The organism is Actibacterium sp. MT2.3-13A, from assembly GCF_018139985.1.
Classification (GTDB): domain Bacteria; phylum Pseudomonadota; class Alphaproteobacteria; order Rhodobacterales; family Rhodobacteraceae; genus JAGSOU01.
Genome location: NZ_JAGSOU010000030.1, coordinates 1 through 17772, shown reverse-complemented (window position 1 = coordinate 17772; position 17772 = coordinate 1). Strand labels below are relative to the sequence as shown.

General features: G+C 62.7%; 15 protein-coding genes and 2 pseudogenes. 3 read left to right on the top strand and 14 right to left on the bottom strand.

Annotated features, from left to right (window positions below; genetic code table 11):
* Positions 1–473: 473 nt before the first annotated feature.
* The 7 genes from KCI33_RS17250 to KCI33_RS17220 all read right to left on the bottom strand — a co-directional run bounded on the left by KCI33_RS17250 (position 474) and on the right by KCI33_RS17220 (position 7283).
* Positions 474–1010 carry a hypothetical protein gene (locus KCI33_RS17250; protein WP_249139131.1) on the bottom strand — a complete coding sequence of 179 codons (537 nt, stop codon included), beginning with the start codon at positions 1008–1010 and terminating at the stop codon, positions 474–476.
* Positions 1011–1389: 379 nt separating this feature from the next.
* On the bottom strand, positions 1390–2772 hold the full coding sequence (locus KCI33_RS17245) for an acetyl-CoA carboxylase biotin carboxylase subunit (RefSeq protein WP_212526046.1): 1383 nt from the start codon (positions 2770–2772) through the stop codon (positions 1390–1392).
* Between the two features lie 2 nt (positions 2773–2774).
* Positions 2775–3017 (bottom strand): acetyl-CoA carboxylase, encoded by a 243-nt coding sequence (locus tag KCI33_RS17240; RefSeq protein ID WP_249139130.1) that lies wholly within the window; start codon positions 3015–3017, stop codon positions 2775–2777.
* 20 nt (positions 3018–3037) lie between these two features.
* Positions 3038–4363 (bottom strand): aspartate aminotransferase family protein, encoded by a 1326-nt coding sequence (locus KCI33_RS17235; RefSeq protein ID WP_212526045.1) that lies wholly within the window; start codon positions 4361–4363, stop codon positions 3038–3040.
* 4 nt (positions 4364–4367) lie between these two features.
* The gene (locus KCI33_RS17230) at positions 4368–5453 is read right to left on the bottom strand and encodes a phosphotransferase (protein ID WP_212526044.1); all 1086 of its coding nucleotides are present in this window, start codon (positions 5451–5453) and stop codon (positions 4368–4370) included.
* The gene (locus KCI33_RS17225) at positions 5446–6423 is read right to left on the bottom strand and encodes a biotin-dependent carboxyltransferase family protein (protein WP_212526043.1); all 978 of its coding nucleotides are present in this window, start codon (positions 6421–6423) and stop codon (positions 5446–5448) included. Before KCI33_RS17225 ends, KCI33_RS17230 begins: the two co-directional genes overlap by 8 nt.
* Complete coding sequence (locus KCI33_RS17220) at positions 6420–7283, bottom strand: allophanate hydrolase subunit 1 (RefSeq protein WP_212526042.1); 864 nt, start codon at positions 7281–7283, stop codon at positions 6420–6422. The genes KCI33_RS17225 and KCI33_RS17220 overlap by 4 nt, the downstream gene beginning before the upstream one ends.
* 167 nt (positions 7284–7450) lie before the next feature.
* Between KCI33_RS17220 and KCI33_RS17215 the strand changes: the two genes are divergently transcribed.
* Positions 7451–8113 carry a GntR family transcriptional regulator gene (locus tag KCI33_RS17215; RefSeq protein ID WP_212526041.1) on the top strand — a complete coding sequence of 221 codons (663 nt, stop codon included), beginning with the start codon at positions 7451–7453 and terminating at the stop codon, positions 8111–8113.
* Positions 8114–8160: 47 nt separating this feature from the next.
* Here the strand turns inward: KCI33_RS17215 and KCI33_RS17210 are convergent, their stop codons facing one another.
* The 6 genes from KCI33_RS17210 to pxpA all read right to left on the bottom strand — a co-directional run bounded on the left by KCI33_RS17210 (position 8161) and on the right by pxpA (position 14609).
* Positions 8161–9003: an ABC transporter permease subunit gene (locus KCI33_RS17210; RefSeq protein ID WP_212526040.1), complete on the bottom strand. Its 843-nt coding sequence runs from the start codon at positions 9001–9003 to the stop codon at positions 8161–8163.
* A gap of 15 nt (positions 9004–9018) precedes the next feature.
* Entirely contained in the window at positions 9019–9939 is a 921-nt protein-coding gene (locus KCI33_RS17205) for an ABC transporter permease (protein WP_212526039.1), read from the bottom strand.
* Positions 9940–10045: 106 nt separating this feature from the next.
* Positions 10046–11257, bottom strand: a complete 1212-nt coding sequence (locus KCI33_RS17200; RefSeq protein WP_212526038.1) for a hypothetical protein — start codon at positions 11255–11257, stop codon at positions 10046–10048.
* A 43-nt stretch (positions 11258–11300) separates the two neighbouring features.
* Positions 11301–12386, bottom strand: coding sequence for an ABC transporter ATP-binding protein (locus tag KCI33_RS17195; protein ID WP_212526037.1), 1086 nt, complete (start codon positions 12384–12386; stop codon positions 11301–11303).
* A 25-nt stretch (positions 12387–12411) separates the two neighbouring features.
* A complete protein-coding gene (locus KCI33_RS17190; RefSeq protein ID WP_212526036.1) occupies positions 12412–13878 on the bottom strand; it encodes a TCP-1/cpn60 chaperonin family protein in 1467 nt (488 codons plus the stop codon).
* Positions 13875–14609 carry a 5-oxoprolinase subunit PxpA gene (pxpA, locus tag KCI33_RS17185; protein ID WP_212526035.1) on the bottom strand — a complete coding sequence of 245 codons (735 nt, stop codon included), beginning with the start codon at positions 14607–14609 and terminating at the stop codon, positions 13875–13877. The genes KCI33_RS17190 and pxpA overlap by 4 nt, the downstream gene beginning before the upstream one ends.
* A gap of 250 nt (positions 14610–14859) precedes the next feature.
* Here pxpA and KCI33_RS17180 point away from each other — a divergent pair.
* Both KCI33_RS17180 and KCI33_RS17175 read left to right on the top strand, forming a co-directional pair.
* Positions 14860–14994, top strand: a pseudogene (locus KCI33_RS17180) (transposase); the annotation flags it as partial.
* A gap of 831 nt (positions 14995–15825) precedes the next feature.
* A pseudogene (locus KCI33_RS17175) lies at positions 15826–16050 on the top strand (DDE-type integrase/transposase/recombinase); the annotation flags it as partial.
* Positions 16051–16121: 71 nt separating this feature from the next.
* On the opposite strand, the gene KCI33_RS17170 reads toward KCI33_RS17175, so the two are convergent.
* Positions 16122–17525: a hypothetical protein gene (locus KCI33_RS17170; protein ID WP_212526034.1), complete on the bottom strand. Its 1404-nt coding sequence runs from the start codon at positions 17523–17525 to the stop codon at positions 16122–16124.
* Between the last annotated feature and the right edge of the window lie 247 nt (positions 17526–17772).

Below are 17772 nucleotides of genomic sequence, written 5' to 3'. Positions count from 1 at the left end.
CTCCGCTCCCGGCGCGCTTGCCCAAACCGACCAACCCAACTACCAATCCCAAACCCGCAGACTCTCGTTATGAACGAGGGACCACCGGGGGGCAGGTCAGTGACTATTGGATGCACCCAAGGCCGTCATCCGACGAATGAGTGAGAGGCGCTGGCGCGGATTTCCGCAGTTTGCAGGATTGCGAAAGGGCTGGCAGAAAGAGAGGCCGCGATGGCACTCAACAGACGTCTGGAGAGTCCGGAGCCCCCCCTGACGCAGGACGGGGAATGGCAAATACGGGACTGTCAGACGAATGCGAACCAGGCTCTGCTTGCACAGTGCCGCTGTCTGTGACACCCCGTCCAGTCCACGCCGAGATGATGATTTCGGGCTGGTCCTGAAGTGCATGAACAGAGAGCCTTTGCTCCTGCGCCTAGGCTACGAGACCGGCCCGACCGCCTCAAGCCCGCCTAACCTGACATACGCCCTGCCACCTATGTCTGCGCGCCGCGCTGCTCGTTCTCCTGCGCCTCCATCCAGCCGTTCTCCCACGACAGGTGATCGACCGTGTTCGGCGTGTAGGGGTTGGCGGTGAAGGTCTGCCCCTCCCCCTTGGCGATATAGCCTTCGTCATAGCTGGCCGTGCGCGGGTCCATGTCGTTCTTGCTGCGCGAGATGGTCTGCAGATGGGACACGTATTCGGGATAGGCGGCAAGATCCGTGCGGTCGAGCCCGTCGGGGTGCGCATCGAGCGCGGCGCGGCCCCGGGCCGTCAGACGCCAGGCGCCGCCATCGGCCGGTTCGATGAGCCGCGCGATCTCGAGATCGGCGATGTGCCGGCGCAGCCGGGCTCGCAGGTCTTGGGGCGACACCTCGGGCGTTTCCCTGGCCCGCCGGAACAACTCTTCGAGCGCCGCCTCGCAGCGCTCCAGAGTCACCGCCTCGGCCCCGGACTGCTGCAGGATCACGGCAAAGAAGGTCGGCGTGTTGAGCAGCGGAAAATCGTCGTGGAACATAGAGGCAGTGGGCATGGCAAACGGACCTCCTGCGAATTCTCTCAGAGCCAGCCTATGCCACCTGGAGCCCGGCAGTAAAGAGGCGCCGCCTGCAGCGAAAGGCGCCCCAGGATTTGAGGAGCATTTCGTCATGCCAGAACGCCAGGAAACCGCCCTGCCCGGCGACCGCACGGAACAGCCAAGCGACCACCATCCGATCTGGCTCGAAATTGGCGCGCCGCTCTCGGGACAGATCGGGCGCGGGACGGGGCCTCGGCCCACAGCGGATCAGAATGCGCCCAGATGTCGATATCGGCGCAAGGGCCGTGTATGATCATTCCTCGTGGCTATAGGACCGCCCTGCCTTCCTCACACGAGGTCTTTCTGACAAGGCCCGGCACCCCATCCCGACGTGCTAGCCAGTTTTGAGCAGCCCGTCCTCAGCGGCGGCGCGGAGCCAGTCTTCCAGCCACAGGGTCGATACGTTTCCCGCCCGCACATCCGGGTTTTGCACCAGATCGCGATGCAGGCTGGCCGTCGTCGGATTCGGGCCGATCTCCAGCTCGGTCAAGGCGCCAGACAGCCGGTCCAGCGCTGCCGCACGGCTGGTGTCCCAGACAACCAGCTTGCCCAGAAGCGAGTCGTAATAGGGCGGAACGGTATAGCCCGCATATACGCCAGTATCGAACCGAACGCCGGGACCGCCGGGGGACACAAGCGTTTCGATCCTGCCGGGCGCGGGAAGGAAGTTCTTGTCCGGGTTCTCGGCATTCACGCGCACCTCGATGGCGTGGCCGGCGCAGCGGATCTGCTCCTGCGACAGCGAAAGCGGCGCGCCGCCCGCGATAAGAAGCATCTCGCGTATGAGGTCCACGCCGGTGATCATCTCGGTCACCGGGTGCTCCACCTGAATGCGGGTGTTCATTTCGATGAAATAGAACGCCTCGCGGTCCATGTCGTAGAGGTATTCGAGCGTGCCAGCGCCGCGGTACCATACCTCTTCGGCCAGACGCACGGCCGAGGCGCAGAGATCGGCACGCACGGCTTCGGGCAGCGCGGCGGCGGGCGCTTCTTCCCAGACTTTCTGGCGCCTCCGCTGAAGCGAGCATTCGCGTTCGAACAGGTGCACCGCGCGTTCGCCATCGCCCAGGACCTGCACCTCGATATGTCGGGCGCGCTGGATGAAGGCCTCGATATAAAGACCATCATCGCCAAAGCCCGCCCGGGCCTCGCTCATCGCCATTGGCACGGTCTTCACCAGTTCCTCGCGCGTTTGCGCGACACGTATGCCACGGCCGCCACCGCCAGCGGCGGCCTTGACCATGACGGGGTAGCCGATCTCTTCGGCGACCGCGATGGCCGCGTCGAGGTCCGCCACGCGCCCCTCGCTGCCCGGCACGACGGGCACGCCGGCCGCGATCGCCGCTGCGCGGGCGTTGACCTTGTCGCCCATGCGGTCGATCGTCTGCGCATCGGGGCCGCAGAATATGACGCCCATTTCGGTGACGCGGCGCGCAAACTCGGCGCTTTCGGACAGGAAGCCGTAGCCGGGATGGACCGCGTCCGCGCCGCTCTCAGCCAGTGCCTTCAGGATGTTGTCGATCACCAGATAGGATTTCTGAGCCGGGGCGGGGCCGATTTCGATTACCTCGTCGGCGAGCCTGGCGGCCAGCATGTCGTGATCGGCCGCACTGACGACCTGGACGGTACGGATGTCGAGATCCCGCGCCGCGCGAATGATCCGCACCGCAATCTCGCCCCGGTTCGCAACGAGGAGTTTCTTGATTCCGGTGGCCATGTTCAGCCCTCGATCTCGCAGAAATGGTCGCCGGCATCGATATGCTCGCCGTCGTCGATGAGGTAGCCCTTGAAGGTGCCCGCCGTCTCGGCTTCGAGCGGCATGAAGGATTTCATCACCTCGATCAGCGCCAACGTATCGCCCAGGGCAACGGCATCGCCCGGCGCCTTGAACGGCTGCGCGTCGGGCTCGGGCTTGTGGTAAAGAAGCCCGGGAAGAGGCGACTCGGCTTTGTGGATTGCCATGTTCGGGTTCCTTTCTCGGATCAAAAAAGACGGGTGAGCACGCGTTCGAGTGCGGCCAGCAGATGGTCTGCATTCTCGCGCGTGAACACCAAGGGCGGACGGATTTTCAGAACGTTGGCGGCCTTGGCGCAGCCCGATATCAGAACGCCTTCGTCCCGCATCCCGTTGACGATCGCCGTCGCCGCCCCGGGATCGGGGGTCTTGGCCGCGCAATCGCTGACCATCTCGACCCCGATGAACAGCCCGGCGCCACGCACATCTCCGATGGCGGGGAAACGCGCCTGCAGGTCGCGCAGGCCGTCCCGCAGGTATGCGCCGATCTGGCGGGCATTCTCGATGAGGCCCTCCTGCTCGATCACGTCGAGCACCGCCGCGGCCGCCTCGATCGCGACAGCATTGCCCCCGAACGTATTGAAGTAGCGCGCCTTTTGGCCGAAGTCCTCGACCAGTTCGGGGCGCATGGCGACACCCGCCACCGGATAGCCATTGCCCATGGGCTTGCCCATGGTGACGAGATCGGGCGTAACGCCGTGGCGCTGAAAGCCCCACATGGCGTCGCCTGTCCGGCCGAAACCCGATTGCACTTCGTCCGCGACATAAAGCGCCCCGGCCGCGTGAGTGGCGTCGACGGCCTTCTTGAGGAAGCCCGCAGGACCATCGAAGATGCCATCGCTGGAGAAGATGCCGTCGCAAATGAAAAGCGCGGGCTTGATGCCGTGGCGCTTCAGGTCGGCGAAGGCTGCGGCGACGGACGCGGCGAACCGGTCGTCCAGCCCTTCGGTGATGCGGTAGCTGTCGGGCGCGGGCACGGTGCGGACATGCGGGCCAAGATCGACATTCGCGCCCAGCGAGGGCGAAAACTCGGACACCGCCTGCGTGATACCGTGATAGGCCGTCTCGGTCACCACGATGCCCTGCCCGCCGGTATAGGCCTGCGCGATCCGCATCGCCAGGTCGTTGGCATCCGAGCCGGTGCAGGTGAACATGACGTGGCCGATATCGTCCGGCATGGTGTCCAGCAGACGCTCGGCATAGTCGAGGATAGACCCGTGGATATAGCGGGTATTGGTGGCGAGGATGCCGGCCTGTTTCGCGATCGCCTCGACGACCTTCGGGTGGCAATGCCCGATCGAGGTGACGTTGTTATAGGCATCCATGTAGCTGTTGCCGTCCGGGTCGAACAGCCACACGCCCTCGCCGCGCACGAGATGCAGCGGCCGCTCGTAGAACAGCCTGTAGGCCGGCCCCAGAAGCCTGCGGCGACGGGCGATCATTGCGGCAGTATCGGCGTCCAGATCAGCCTTGCCTTCGACGAAAGCATTCACCATGCCGGAATCGGTCTTCATGTTCTCACTCCATGTCACAGGCGCGCATCAAGGCGGCGGTCACCGCCGCGCGGTCGAGCCTGGCAAAATGCTCCATCGCGCGGCGCGCAGGGCCGTTGTTGCGCAGAATGTAGGCGGCGTTTTCGGGATAGCGTTTCGCGCGCCACCCGGTGATCACGATCGAGGTGACAAGACGCGCGACGATCAGGTCGCGCATCACGGCGATCTCGTCCGCGAGCAGCGGCGTGACCCCGTGATAGGCGCCGATCATGCGCGCAACCGGGGCGAGTGTCTCCTCTGCCCGGTCGGCGAGATAGGAGGCCGCGACCGCCACATCGACGGCCAGGTAGGTGTTCACCATGTCGCCGAAATCGATCACGCCCGAAATGGTCGACGGAGCGTCCGGGCATACCATCACGTTGTGATGGTTGAGATCATTGTGCACCACCTGGCGGCGCAAGTGGCCGATCCGCGGCAATACGCTGGCCGCGTAGTGATCCAGTTCGGCCCGCACGGCCCGACCCAGCTCACCCTCGGGCAATGCCGACAGCAGCGGGCGCAAGCGCGGCGCGTGCCGGATGTCCCACAGCAGATCGCTCCCCTCGCCAGGGTGGTGGAAGTCGCGCAGCGCGGCACCGATCCGCGCCAGGACCCGGCCGATGTTGCGCTCGGTCTCTGGTGTCAGACCGGCCCTGTGGAGCGGCGTTCCTTCGAGCCACGTTATCACGCGAACAACGCTTTCGCGCCCGTCCGGCAGAACCTGGGTGATCTCGTGGCGCCCGTCGAGGGCCGGCACCATCTTGGGCACCGGCAGGCCCGGATCGGCCCGTTCGAGCCAGAGCAGCGCCTCGGTCTGGAAACTGGTGATAAGACGCTCTTCCTGCGGGTTCGCAATTTTCAGGGCGTATCCCCGCCCGTCCGTCGCCACCGCATGGAAGTTCTGGTCGCGTTCGCAGGCGACCTCGCGCGCGGTGGCGTCTATGCCGAAATGCTCGGCCAACAGCCGGCTTGCAGCAGCCTCGTCGATACGGGGCGGTTGACTCCCCAAAAGGCCCGCAAGGAGCGGATCGCCGCCAGGGATCTGCCCACCGGACGTGAGTGTATCAGGCACGTTGCAGCACCTCTGGGCGGGTCAGCATGTCCAACGCGGCCCGCAAGACGCCGGCCTCGTCGCGGTCGACGCGGCGGAAGCGCAGCACCTCGCCCGGCTTGGCCTGCGCGAGTTTCCAGAAGGCCGCGCTGGCAACCGTGAACGGGTTGATGAAGCCGCCAGTGCTGGGGGCGTCGTTGACAAGGATAATCGGTGTCTGCCCGGCCAGATTGACCGCCCCCATCGGGTAGCCGTGGTCAATGATGTTAGAGGGATCCTGACCATGATCGGCATTCTTGTTCGTAGCACGCTCAGAAAAGGCGAATTCGGGTCCGGTCAGGCGGATGCCCGTGCGGCTGCTCTTGGCCTGAACCCTCCAATCGGACGAGAAGAAGGTCTGGACGGTGTCCGGCGACAGCCAGTCGTCATTCGGACCGGCCAAGGCCTCGACGACCCAGGTTTTGTCCCGGCTGAATTCCGGGCGGCTCTCTTCGGGGATGGTCCAGACCGTTCTATCCGCCGTCGCGTCGCCAAGCGGCGTGACCTTGCCGGGGACGAGCGCCCTGCCCCCGACACCTGCCTGATGGAACACCGCGCGGGAGCCGAGAACCGGCTCGGTCGCGATGCCGCCCGAAATCGCGATATAGGCGCGCGCGCCGGTCATCGCCGCACCGAGCGCAAGCTCCTGCCCGGCTGCCGCCGCGACGGTGGTCCACATCGGGATGGGGCTGCCGTCCAGGGTGGGACGCATGTCGCCGCCGGTCACGGCAACCAGACAATCCGCGTCGAGCTTCAGAGTCGGACCGACGAACTGGCACTCCAGCGCCGCCGCGTCCCGGTCGTTTCCGACCAGCAGGTTGGCCTGCCGGAAGGACCAGCTGTCAAAGGGCCCGGACAGGGGAAAGCCCTGTTCGAGAAACCCGATGCGACCCGGCAACTCCTGCACACAGGTCTGGAGCCCCGGTTTCAGGGTGACGAAGCTTCGGCTCATGCGGCAGCCTCCTGTGCCTTTGCCCAGTCGAGGTAGAGATCGACCGAGAAGACCTGGTAATCGATGATGTCGTGCCGGTAGGTGCCTTCGGCCACCTGGGCTTGGATGTCGCGGTATTCCTCTGCCCCAACGGGGGCGAAGCGGACGCGATCGCCGGCGCGAAACAGTGCCAGGCTGTCCTTGAAATCGGGAAGACGCTGCTCGCCGTCATAGGTCGGCGCGGGCGTATGGCCGATCAGCTGATAGCCGCCCGGCGTCGCGTCCGGGTAAATGCATGTCAGTGCGCCGCCGATGCCGATGGCCCCCTTAGGCGTATGGGTCCGTGGGGGATTGTATTTGGGCGCAATGATGCGACATTGCGGCCGCAGCGGCAAAAGCGAACACAGGCCCGGCCAGAACCCGAGCGCTGCAACCCAGTATTCCGTCCCCGAGTGCCGCCGCATCAGGGCGGCACGATCGGACAGACCGTTCAATTCGCAGATCAGATCCGAGTCTGGCACCTTATCGGGATAGCTCTTGCGATAGGCGTCGATGCAGGCTGTCGTTTCGTCATCGTAGTAGAGCACCGGGATCGTGATCAGCCGACTGGGCAGCGAACCGGTGACGCCACGCCCCAATTGCTCGTAGATCTGGCCGATCTCGGCGCACAGATCCTCGTAGGACATCACGTCCGGATCATAATTCACCTGGAACGACGCCAGTTCGGGAATGAGATCCTGAATTGCGGCGATCTGCGCCTGGCGAACGGCCGCGACCAGTCGGTGGACGATGAAATTGATGGTGAAGTCCATCCCGTCCCCGAGCTCAACCTCGATCGCACGGTCGCCCCCCGGATAAAATCGCAAAGCGTCGTAGAGCATGTCGCTGGTATCTCCCTTGGGTTGGGCAGTGCGAACCTGCTGAGTGTTATGGCACTGGACCATTCTGCCGATTTGAAATATATCATATATCAAATTGGGTCAACGAGGTTTCTGTTTGATTTCTATGGCGACGTAGTATTTCGAAGCAGCGAACCAGGAGGGGAAGTATGAAGAAGATCGAGCACCAGCCGTTGAGCGACCGGGCATATCAGGCGCTCAGGGACAGCCTCCAGGAAGGCGTGTTTCTTCCTATGCAGCCCATGATCATTCGCACCCTTGCGGCCGAATACGGAATCTCGGCCACGCCGATCCGCGAAGCGCTGCAACGGCTGGTGGCGGAGCGTCTTCTGATCGTGCTTCCGAACCGCTCGATCGTGGTGCCACGGATGACCCGGCAACGCTTCCTTCAGCTGATGCCAATTCGCGTTTCGCTCGAGGGCATGGCCGCGCGGCTCGCGACGCCCAATTTCTCGGAAGAAGAGATCAAGGCGCTGTCCGATGTGGTTCAGCGCGTTTCCGAAACAACGCGGAGTTTTGACGCGAAGACCTACCTTCTGCTCAACCGCGAATTCCACTTTATGATCTATGAGAAGGCTCAGAACCCCGAGCTGCTCCAGATGATCAATGATCTTTGGCTGAAGGTCGGCCCCGTCTTCACCGGGCTCTTCGACGACAACTACTACCGCCAGCACGCCAATGACGAACACCAGAACATCCTCGCCGCGATAGAGGCCGGCGACGCCGAGGCGGCCCAACGCTACATGCAGAAAGATATCGACATCGCTGCCAAAGCATTGCTGCCGCTGTTGCCCGAAGAGGGCGACACCTGACCGGTCCGGGGGATGTTTCATCAGAACGAACATTGGAGAACCGCCATTCAGGTCCGGTTCAGCCGGACGAACAGCAGCCAGAAGACCCCGACCAGAAGTGGCAGTGTCAGCAGCAGGATGATCGACGACAGTGAGAAGATGATCGGCACCTGGCTTTGCTGTGCCGCGGCCTGAATCCAGTTCCACACCGGCATCGTTTCATCCGTTCCGCGCAGGAAGATGGTGCGCATCACTTCGTTGAAGGACATCAGGAAGCCAAAAAGGCCCGCGCTGACAATGCCCGGCATCAGGATGGGAAATTCAATGTCGCGAAACACCTGCCAGTCGGACGCACCGAGATCGCGGCCAGCTTCAATCAGGGTGCGGTCGAAGCGCAGAGTGACCACCAGAACGATCAGCAGGGCATAGGGAAACGCCCAGACATAGTGCCCGACGGCGATCGACCAGAAACCAAGGTCCAGCCCCAGAACGGAGCGCGCGAAGATAAACAGCGCGGCGCCGAGCGACATACCGGGGACGAACAACGGCAGCACGAACATCAGCAGGATGCGACCGGGTCTGTACATCGTGGGAACGGCACGCCCGATCACCGTTGCCGTCACAGCGCTCACCAGGCCGACGATCAGGCCAATCACGACACTCGCCGTCATCGGCATGTGCCAGGCGTCGCTGGCAAACAGGGCGCGGTAGTGCTGGAATGAGAACGGCCCGGGGATGCCCGAGAGCGGATCCTGCGACACGGACAGCAGCACCAGCCAGAGCAGCGGGAAATAGATCAGCCCCAGTGTCGCGATCCCCAGCCACTTGCCAAGCGACTTCCAGAACGGGCTATAGCTGATATCCATCCACACGGAACGCCGCGCTTGCGGGACGACGGTTGCTTCAGTCATCACAGACCCTTTCCATCAACGCAGGGTAAGGCCCGAGCCGCCGAAGCGGCGCAGCACCAGCATCATCATGCCAAGCAGCAACAGCAGAAGGCCTATGACGAAGGCCGAGAGCGCCGCGACGACCGGGTAACGCAGGGCGGTGTAGGCGCTCTCGATCGAGTTGGAGAGCAGGTTCACGAAGCCGCCTCCGAGCATTCCCGGCTCGACCCATGCGGCCAATGCCGGGCCCAGCGTGAAGACGAACCCCGCCATGACGCCGGGCAGCGACAACGGCAGGATCACGCGAGAGAACGTCTGCGCGGGCGACCCGCCCAGGTCGGATGACGCCTCGATCAGCGTGTCATCGATCAGGTTGATCGCCATGTAGATGGGCAGCACCATCGGCGGGAAAAGCGCCGGGATCATCCCGAAATGCACCGAAAACTCGGAATAGAGCAGCCAGTCCACCGGGCCTTCAGTCAACCCGGTCGAAATCAGGATGGTATTGACCAGGCCGTTCTGCCCGAGGATCGCGCGCCACACGATGGTGCGCGAAGAGAGGTCGAGGAAGAACGGGATGGTCAGCAGCGCAAGAAAAATCGCCCGGCCAAGCTTGCTCACGTTGCCCTTGGCGAGCCACAGCGCGAAGGGAAACCCGACCAACAGTTCGATCATCGTCACGGTCAGCGCGATGCGCAGGGTGCGCAGCGTGACCTCGAACCGCCCTGACGAGAACAAACTGGTCCATGTTTCGAGGGACGGGCTGTAGACGGTCTGGAAATACTGCGTCGTGAAGAAGCTGTAGACGAAGAGAATGATCAGCGGAATTATCACGATGATGAACCACGCGAGGGAGATCCCCCAAAAGGCCAAACTGGCCAGAGGCAGCCTGAAACTCGGTCGCTCCATCCGGTTCTCCTGTCTGGCGTTGGCGGGACTGCCAATCTCGGCGTTCATCGTCATGTTCTGGCCTGTCTTTTCGGTCATGGGGCGGGCTGAACGCCCGGGGACCGTGGCTTCGGCCCCCTTCGAAAAGGGGGCCGTTGCGTCGGCAATGATTGGATCAGGCGTTCAGGAAACGCTGCCACTGATCCTCGATTTCGGCCGAGTTCTGCGGCGTCGTCGTCGAGACGAAGGGCTTGGAGAATTTCTTCGCCACCTTGGCTTCGGTCGCCTTCAGCGCATCGATCTCTTCCTGGCTCCAGCCGTTCTCTTCGGCATAGGCAACGCCGAGATCCATGTTCGGGCCGGCATAGCCACGGTCACGCGCCTGAAGCGCGCGATACTCGCCGCTCAGGAAGTAGTTCAGCACCTTGTAGATCGCGTCCACGTTGTCACGTTCCATCGCCTGCTTGGCGACATAGGCGCCGTGGCCCCACTTGAAGTAACCCTCCACGGTGTAGGCATAGCGGGTAGCATCCGGCCCAAGCACCAGGTTGGCCTCGCGCACGGCGGGTTCCCAGCAGTTGATGACGTCCACTTCCTCATTCGTCAGAAGTTGGATCTGCTCTTCGAAGGCACCGTAAAGGGTGCGGAACTGACCCGCTTTCTTGCGCTCGATCAGGAAGTCAGCCACGATCTTGGCCTCGTCGCCGGTCATATCCGCAACGTTGCCGATGTCCGCCTTGCCGGTCGACTTGAGGTACAGCGCCGCGCTGGGGAAGGAATAGGCCCAGCCCTGCCCGAAGGCGACCCGGCCACGCGTGTTCTCGTCCTCGAACATCAGCGACCACGAGAGCTCTTCCTCGCTGTCGGCATCGAGGCCGAGCTTCGCGGGGAAATAACCGAAGCTGTCCGCGTTACCGATGACGGGAACGCCCCATTGCGTGCCGTCCTTGTCGGTCACGACGTCGGACCGCTTCCAGTCGTCCGAGGTGCGTTCCCACAGGGACAGCTCGGGATGGTCGGTCTGGATCTCGGCATAGAAGCCGCGCGGACCAAGGATATCTTCGGTGCCGCTTTCGAAAATGAACAGGTCCGCAGAGTCCCCGAGATTGGATGCCATGATGTCGCGCATGAAGACGCCGACATCGTTGCTGGTGCCGCTCAACTCGCAGCGAACACCAATGCTGGCCTCCATCGGCGACCAATCCTTGAGCGCGGCGGTCGGCACGCCGTAGGCCTTGACCAGCGGCATACCCTGCGCATTCGCAGCACCCGGCGCAAGCGAGGCCGCGCCGCCCAGAGTGGCCGTGCCCGCCACCGCCGCCATGCCCTGAAGCATTGTGCGGCGCGTAAGTTCTATCTGTTCCGTCGTCGAAAACTTGTCTTTCATTTCATCCTCTCCTGTTGGCCACCGCTGGTGCAGCGGTTCTTTTTCAGACGTCGTTGTCCGCAAAGATCACCGCGTCTGTCTCTTTCCAGCCCACCCGGCTGAAAGACTCGTGCTCCGCCGGAGCGCCATGCCAACTGCGCAGACGCAACGGACCGGCGGCAGTATCCATCAGCATGTCCGTATACTTGCCGCGGTAGACCTTGCTGCGCAGCGAACCGTCGAGACCCTGGTCTTCCGGTCCGACCGGCGCGATCCGTTCGGCCCGGAGGGCCATGTTGACACGGTCGCCGACAGCCAGATCGTCCGCGGCCAACGTGCCTAAGACGCGCGCCCCGCCGGTCAACTCGACCTGCCCGCGGTCACCTTCACGCTGGATCAGCCGACCCGGAAGAATGTTCTCGTAGCCCATGAAATCCGCGGCAAAGCGCGTTGCGGGACGGTCGAACAGTTCCAGGGGCTCTCCGCGTTGTTCCACCCTCCCGTTGCGCATGAGGATGACCCTGTCACTCATCGTCAGCGCCTCTTCCTGCGAATGCGTGATGTAGACAAAGGTCATGTCCAGTTTGCGCTGAAGGTCCATCAGCTCGAGTTGCATGTCTTGGCGGAGTCGCTCGTCCAACGCTCCGAGCGGCTCATCGAGCAGCAACACGGCCGGGCGCGTCACCACGGCCCGCGCCAGTGCAACGCGCTGCCGCTCGCCGCCGGACAGCTGCCGGATCGAGCGGTCGGCCTTTTGTTCGAGCCGGACCATCTCAAGGGCGCGGCGGGCCTCTCGAATGACGTCGTCCGCAGGCAACTTGCGGATCTTCAGCCCGTAGGCCACGTTCTCCAGCACGCTCATATGCGGGAACAGGGCATAGTTCTGGAAAACCGTGGTACAGCGCCGCTTGGCCGCCGGGACGCCGACGACGTCTTCGCCGCCGATGCGCAGCCGGCCGACGGAATACGGTGTCTCCAGACCCGAGATGACGCGCAGCATCGTCGTCTTGCCAGAGCCGCTTGAGCCGAGGATCGTCAGGAATTCGCCCTTTTGGGCCGAAAGCGAGACGTTCGAAAGTGCAGTGACCTGGCCATATTTGTGCACGACATCACAGACTTCCAGCATGGGTTCAGTGGTGAAATCCTTCATCTTCGGTCCTTGGTCGAGCACGGTTTCAATTCCGCAAGATTGCGATTTCGAGGGTCACAACTTGCAGCGCGAGCGACACAGCAGTATCGAGCAAGCTGCGCGAGAGCCGCACCGGATCGGCCAGTTCCGGCAGCCCCGACGCCCAGTTGACATGACTGTCATCGAAGCCCGCGTTGCGTCGCAGCACCTTCAGCGGCGCGCGCAGCGCCTGGCATAGCACCCGACGCGCCGCACGGTCGGTTTGGTCCGCGCCCTGCCCGGCCTCCAGGTGTTCGGCGATACGACACAGTCCCTGCCCCGCCCCGGACATCCAGCCGCCCGCCCTTGCCGAGCGGACCGACGCCAGCGCGCGCGTCATTTGCTCGTGCAGGTCCGGACGGGTCCGGTCCGGACCAACCATCAGCTCCACCCAGCGCCCGGAAAGCCGGGCATGCCGCCGTTGCGCGTGTTCACGGTCCAGCGCGAGATAGCGGTGGCGCTCAATTTCGCCCTCGATTTCGCCCAGGCGAAGGGCGATCGCCTCGGGCTCGCCACCCGGATCTGTCAGCGTGATCCGGTTGCCGCGCCGACGGTAGCCCCCGGCGCTGCCCAGTTGCCCCGGCGAAAGGCCCGCCAAGCTCTGCCCTGTCTCCTCGGACACCAGCGTCGCGCCTGTCGCCACCGCCAAATCAGCGAGGATCTGCGCGGCGCGGGGACCCTTGTCGCAAGGCACCAAGGCGGCGACCCGCAGCACGCCGGCCGTGCGATTGCGTTCCAGAAGCTGGCGCGCAGCACCTTCAATCCCGCGCGCCGCAATCACCAATGACTTGTCGCTTTTGGCGAAGCCTTCGATCACCGGGACCAGTGTGTCGAAATCGCTGATAATGTCGTTCGCCACGATCAGATAGACACGGTCCATATGATCCAGGCTGCCGGTCAGCACGGCCTCCATCTCTGCCGTGAAGCCCGAGGCCTCTTGCAGCTCGACCCCTGGCTCTGGCCGCTCGCTCAGTTCGACATGGCCTTCGGGACCGGCCCGCTCCAGCGCGCGCGCCAGAGCCGCGGATACGTCCTCCTGCAGGTCTGCCGCCCGCAACAACGGCCTCAGATCATCCGCAACCAGCGTCTCCGCAGCGAACTGGATATCGAGCTCGGGCGCCAACCTGTCCACGGCACGGACAAGCGCCGTAGGATAGACACCCGCAGCGATCGCGGCCTGCGCCGCCTCCAATGCCGCGCCAAACATGACCGCAAGACGGGCGGAACCGTCCCTGATATCCTGATCAGCGGACACGACGCCCTCGCGGAAAAGCTTTTCAATGACACTGTCGCCGGTGACACGGCGGATCACGTCGACGCCGGTCGAGGCGTGCCGGACCCTTGACCCGGACGCGTAAAGCGTGGCCCGCCCATTCGGGCCCATCGAGGCGGAAGCGGCGCGCACAGCAGGCGCGAGACGCCGCGCAACATCAAGCCGCAGCGCCTCCTGGGCCAGTGTCCGCGTCGCGGTCATGTAATGCCCAACGCGTCTTCGGCCACGAGCGTTTCATAGACGGCGCGGGCCACAGCCAAGGCGCCGGGCGTGTCGGAATGGACGCAAATGCTTTCGGCAACGACGGGAACATCCTTGCCATTAACCGAGCGCGTCAAGCCCTCACGGACAGCGCGAAGGACCTTCCCCTTCACCGCCTCAGCATCAACTGGCGGGTGTTCGCGCGAGATGACCTGACGGCCATCATCGCCGTAGTCGAGATCGACGTAGAATTCACAACTGAAGGGGATGCCGCGACGGGTAAAGACCTCCGACATGCAGCAATCGGAATAGCCAATGACCGGCAGATCGAAGATTTCGGCTGCATCGGCAATACCCTCAGCGACATGCATTTCGTTCTGAGCCATGCCGAAGAGCGCACCATGCGGCTTGATGTGAGACAGAGAAATACCTTCCGCCGCAGCAAACGCCTGCAGCGCGCCGGTCTGATAGATCACGAGGCCCGAGACCTCTTCACGGGTCATCTGCATGCGGCGGCGACCGAACCCTTCACGGTCCGGCAGGCCGGGGTGAGAGCCGACGTTGACCCCAGCCGCCTTCGCGGCCCGCACGGTCCGGCGCATAACGACAGGATCCGATGCATGGTAGGCGCAGGCGATGTTCACATGGGTGACGAAGGGCATACAGGCTGCGTCGTCGCCGAATGAGTAGATGCCGAACGACTCCCCCATGTCACAATTGATAGTCACCATGTGCGCTTCCCTTTGGACCGTTTTGCGTGGCTCGCTTACGTAACGAAGGCCTCTGATATATGATGTACCGTATATCTACCAGCCCCCAGGAAAGTGTCAAGCGCCTGGGTGGGTGCCGTCAGACGAATGCGACCAGTCTCAACTTGGACAGCGACACTATCCCTTATGTCTGAGCCACCCCCCGAAATTCGGACACTGACATAAGCTACGATTTGCAGTCTGCTGATCTTCAACGAATAGGAGATCAGATATGTCGAAACGCAAGCAGCACGCGCCCGAGTTCAAGGTAAAGGTGGCGCTGGAGGCCCTGAAGGGAGAGGAGACCGCCGCCGAGCTGGCGAGCCGGTTCGGGGTCCATCCGACGAAGATCCATCAGTGGAAACGTGCTCTCCCGATGCTGGTCTTGCCGGAATTGCCGACATGGCCATCGATCGGCACGTTGAAGAGCGGGTCCGAGAATACCATCCGCGCTGTCTCGCCGCCCGCGAGACGCCCCACCACCTCCGGGTCAAGCGCATCCCCGCCGGAACTCGGGGCGCCAGGTTTCCGCTGATCCTAACACTTGGGCACATTTCCCTGTTCCACCCTATGTTTTCCCTGTTTCTCGAGAAACTTTCCCTGATCCGGAAAGCCGAATTCCCTGTTTTCGAAAGAGCAGGGAATTCACCGCAACCATCCGAAACTGCGTGACTGTTTTGGGTGAATTTCAGGTTCTTTCCGGTGCCGGGACCTAAAACACCCGATTTCCCGGTTATTTCCCTGTAAATCGGGGAAACGGACGCAAACCGAACCCTCCCAAATCCCGCACAGAGACTCTGGCTGCAATTCCGCCCAACACCGGCAGGATCCACAGTCTCTGTCGGCGACATCCCACAGCAAGCCCCCGGAATTGCTACACAATTCCAAGGCAAAGGGCAAAACTGAATTGAGACAGGGGTGCGTGGCGGAGCGAAGCAGATTGGAACTGGGGAGGCGGTTTGATCTGAAGCACGCTTTGTTTGCCCTGCGGACAATGCGCCGGTGGAAAATGCTGCAGCATCGACGAATGGCAGCAATGCGAAAGCTCCAATGAAGCGGACGGTCTTGTCAGATTAACTTGGCTTGAGCCGGGCAGGGCGGTCTCGTAGCTTTTGCTGATGACCAAACGCTCACCATTCAAGTATTTCAAAACCAGTCCTGAGATCATCCGCCTGGCTGTGATGATCTTCAGGTTTGTGGACGCTGGCTGAACAACCGGGTTGAGAATTCGCACCTGCCCTTCCGACGACGAGAACGGGCGATGCAGCGCTTCCGCGGCATGCGAAGTCTTCAGAAATTCGTCGCCGTCCACTCCTCCGTCTTCAACCACTTCAACCAGGATCGCAGCCTATCGAAACGAGACCACTTCAAGCAAAACCGTACCGCCGCTCTGGCTGAGTGGCGCGGCCTCTGTGCGGCATAAGTGGCAGCGTCACTGTCCTTGCTGAGACGAGTTCGAATTTGTCTGACAGCACCACGCTGAGTTTTTTGAGTTCACCAGTCGGGCGTCCATCCCCGGGGGTGGCAGACAACCGTCGGAGGGCCGTACTGATCGGACGGGGGTGGAGCGGGATGGAACTCGCGCAGGGCCTGTTCCGCTTGCCTGCGGGCAGTCTCGAGGTCTTGGTGGGTACGCCTCTGCGCGTCGAGCTGCATCTGGCGCCGCTGCTCTTCCTGTATGCGCTGCATCTCGCGCGCCCGCCCCATTTGCTCCTGCAGTCGGGCCTGCCGGCGCATCTGCTGTTCGGTCAGCATCGCCAGATCACGCCGCGCCAGTTCCAATTCCCGCACCAGCCGCCCCAGCGTTTCCTCGTTCTGCCGTACAGCCTCGGCTGCCTGCCGCGCCGCTTCGCGCGCGGTAGCGTCGGCGGTGTCGTGTGCGCGCTGAGCAGCCTCGACCGACTCCCTAAAAAGCGTCTCGGCCTGCTGGCGGTTCGACTCGATGTCGTGGGTCAGCCGATTAACTTCCGTGGTCACGTGCTGCACATCGCCTCCTTCGTCACCTGTTCCGCTGAACAGTGCCCCAATTCCTTCGGGCACCACGGCGAGGCTCTTGATCAGGCTCGAAACCAGCCCCTCTTTCCAGGGCTGGATTTTCCGCAGCCGATCGGCACGGGCGCCATAGTCGCTAACATATTCGGCACCGGAAAAGTTATAGAGCGAGGCGACCTTGGCGAAATTCGGGTCGATTGTGCGGACCCAGAATTCATGCAGAATGTGTGCGGCCAGACGGATGTTGACCACTGGATCCTTCAGGTCCTCCTTGCTGATCCCCATCTCTTTCCACTTCTCGGCATAGATGTTGGCCGGGCGCAGGCTCTTGCGCAGCCGGAAGGGAATGCCCGCGTCGTAGTAGCCGTGAGCGTTTTCCAGATAGATGATCGCCCTCAACGCATCAGCTGGTATCAAATTCTGTTTGGCCGCGTCCTCGATTTCGGTGGCGTATTTTCGCACTGCCCAGCGGCCGAAGATCGGCATCATATGCCACGGCGGACCAGGGTCGGCTTGGGTGTAGTTACTAACCTCAAACATGCCGGGGCGATTGGCGTTGATGCAGGCTATTCGCGCGTCGGCGTCCCGGATAATTGGCCCGGACAGAAGCTGCGACTGTGGCCCGAAGGCAACCTCTTCGGGCCCATAGAAGGTCAGAAACAACAGCGGATCTGCGGTGTCGATCTCTGCCAGCGCGGTATCGGCTTCGCGGCCGAGTTCATTATAGCTCTCCGCAAGGGCAGGATTATCGGCGCGGATCGCATTGGCCCGGTCGCGAAACATGCCGCACAGCTCTTGTAACTGCGAGCGCAGGTCGTTCCGCAGCGCCTCGGGAGCCGTCAGATCATTGACCACCATATAGATTTTGAAGCCGCTGAATTGGAATATCGCTGTGTTCTTGGCCACGGTTTCTATCCCTTGCTCGCCGCCCGCCAACGGCAGGCATGCGCCATGAACCCAAGTCTGACAGTCTTAACGGAAGACGTGGGTGCTCTCGGAGCGAGAACAGCATGAAAGAACGCAAAAAGGCTTTGACTGAGATCAACGGGAGGTGTGACCTGCTACGGGATTTTTCCTCCACCATCGATTAGAGTCCGGCCCAACTTGAGGACGGACAATGAAGCGAACGAGATTTACGGACGAGCAGATCATC

Excerpts from the sequence above, each read along its gene's own strand:
- KCI33_RS17245 (WP_212526046.1), bottom strand. The coding sequence starts at position 2,772 with ATGGCCACCGGAATCAAGAAACTCCTCGTTGCGAACCGGGGCGAGATT.
- KCI33_RS17205 (WP_212526039.1), bottom strand. The coding sequence starts at position 9,939 with ATGAACGCCGAGATTGGCAGTCCCGCCAACGCCAGACAGGAGAACCGG.
- KCI33_RS17190 (WP_212526036.1), bottom strand. The coding sequence starts at position 13,878 with ATGACCGCGACGCGGACACTGGCCCAGGAGGCGCTGCGGCTTGATGTT.
- KCI33_RS17250 (WP_249139131.1), bottom strand. The coding sequence starts at position 1,010 with ATGCCCACTGCCTCTATGTTCCACGACGATTTTCCGCTGCTCAACACG.
- KCI33_RS17210 (WP_212526040.1), bottom strand. The coding sequence starts at position 9,003 with ATGACTGAAGCAACCGTCGTCCCGCAAGCGCGGCGTTCCGTGTGGATG.
- KCI33_RS17215 (WP_212526041.1), top strand. The coding sequence starts at position 7,451 with ATGAAGAAGATCGAGCACCAGCCGTTGAGCGACCGGGCATATCAGGCG.
- KCI33_RS17225 (WP_212526043.1), bottom strand. The coding sequence starts at position 6,423 with ATGAGCCGAAGCTTCGTCACCCTGAAACCGGGGCTCCAGACCTGTGTG.
- KCI33_RS17220 (WP_212526042.1), bottom strand. The coding sequence starts at position 7,283 with ATGCTCTACGACGCTTTGCGATTTTATCCGGGGGGCGACCGTGCGATC.
- KCI33_RS17200 (WP_212526038.1), bottom strand. The coding sequence starts at position 11,257 with ATGAAAGACAAGTTTTCGACGACGGAACAGATAGAACTTACGCGCCGC.
- KCI33_RS17240 (WP_249139130.1), bottom strand. The coding sequence starts at position 3,017 with ATGGCAATCCACAAAGCCGAGTCGCCTCTTCCCGGGCTTCTTTACCAC.
- KCI33_RS17195 (WP_212526037.1), bottom strand. The coding sequence starts at position 12,386 with ATGAAGGATTTCACCACTGAACCCATGCTGGAAGTCTGTGATGTCGTG.
- pxpA (WP_212526035.1), bottom strand. The coding sequence starts at position 14,609 with ATGGTGACTATCAATTGTGACATGGGGGAGTCGTTCGGCATCTACTCA.
- KCI33_RS17235 (WP_212526045.1), bottom strand. The coding sequence starts at position 4,363 with ATGAAGACCGATTCCGGCATGGTGAATGCTTTCGTCGAAGGCAAGGCT.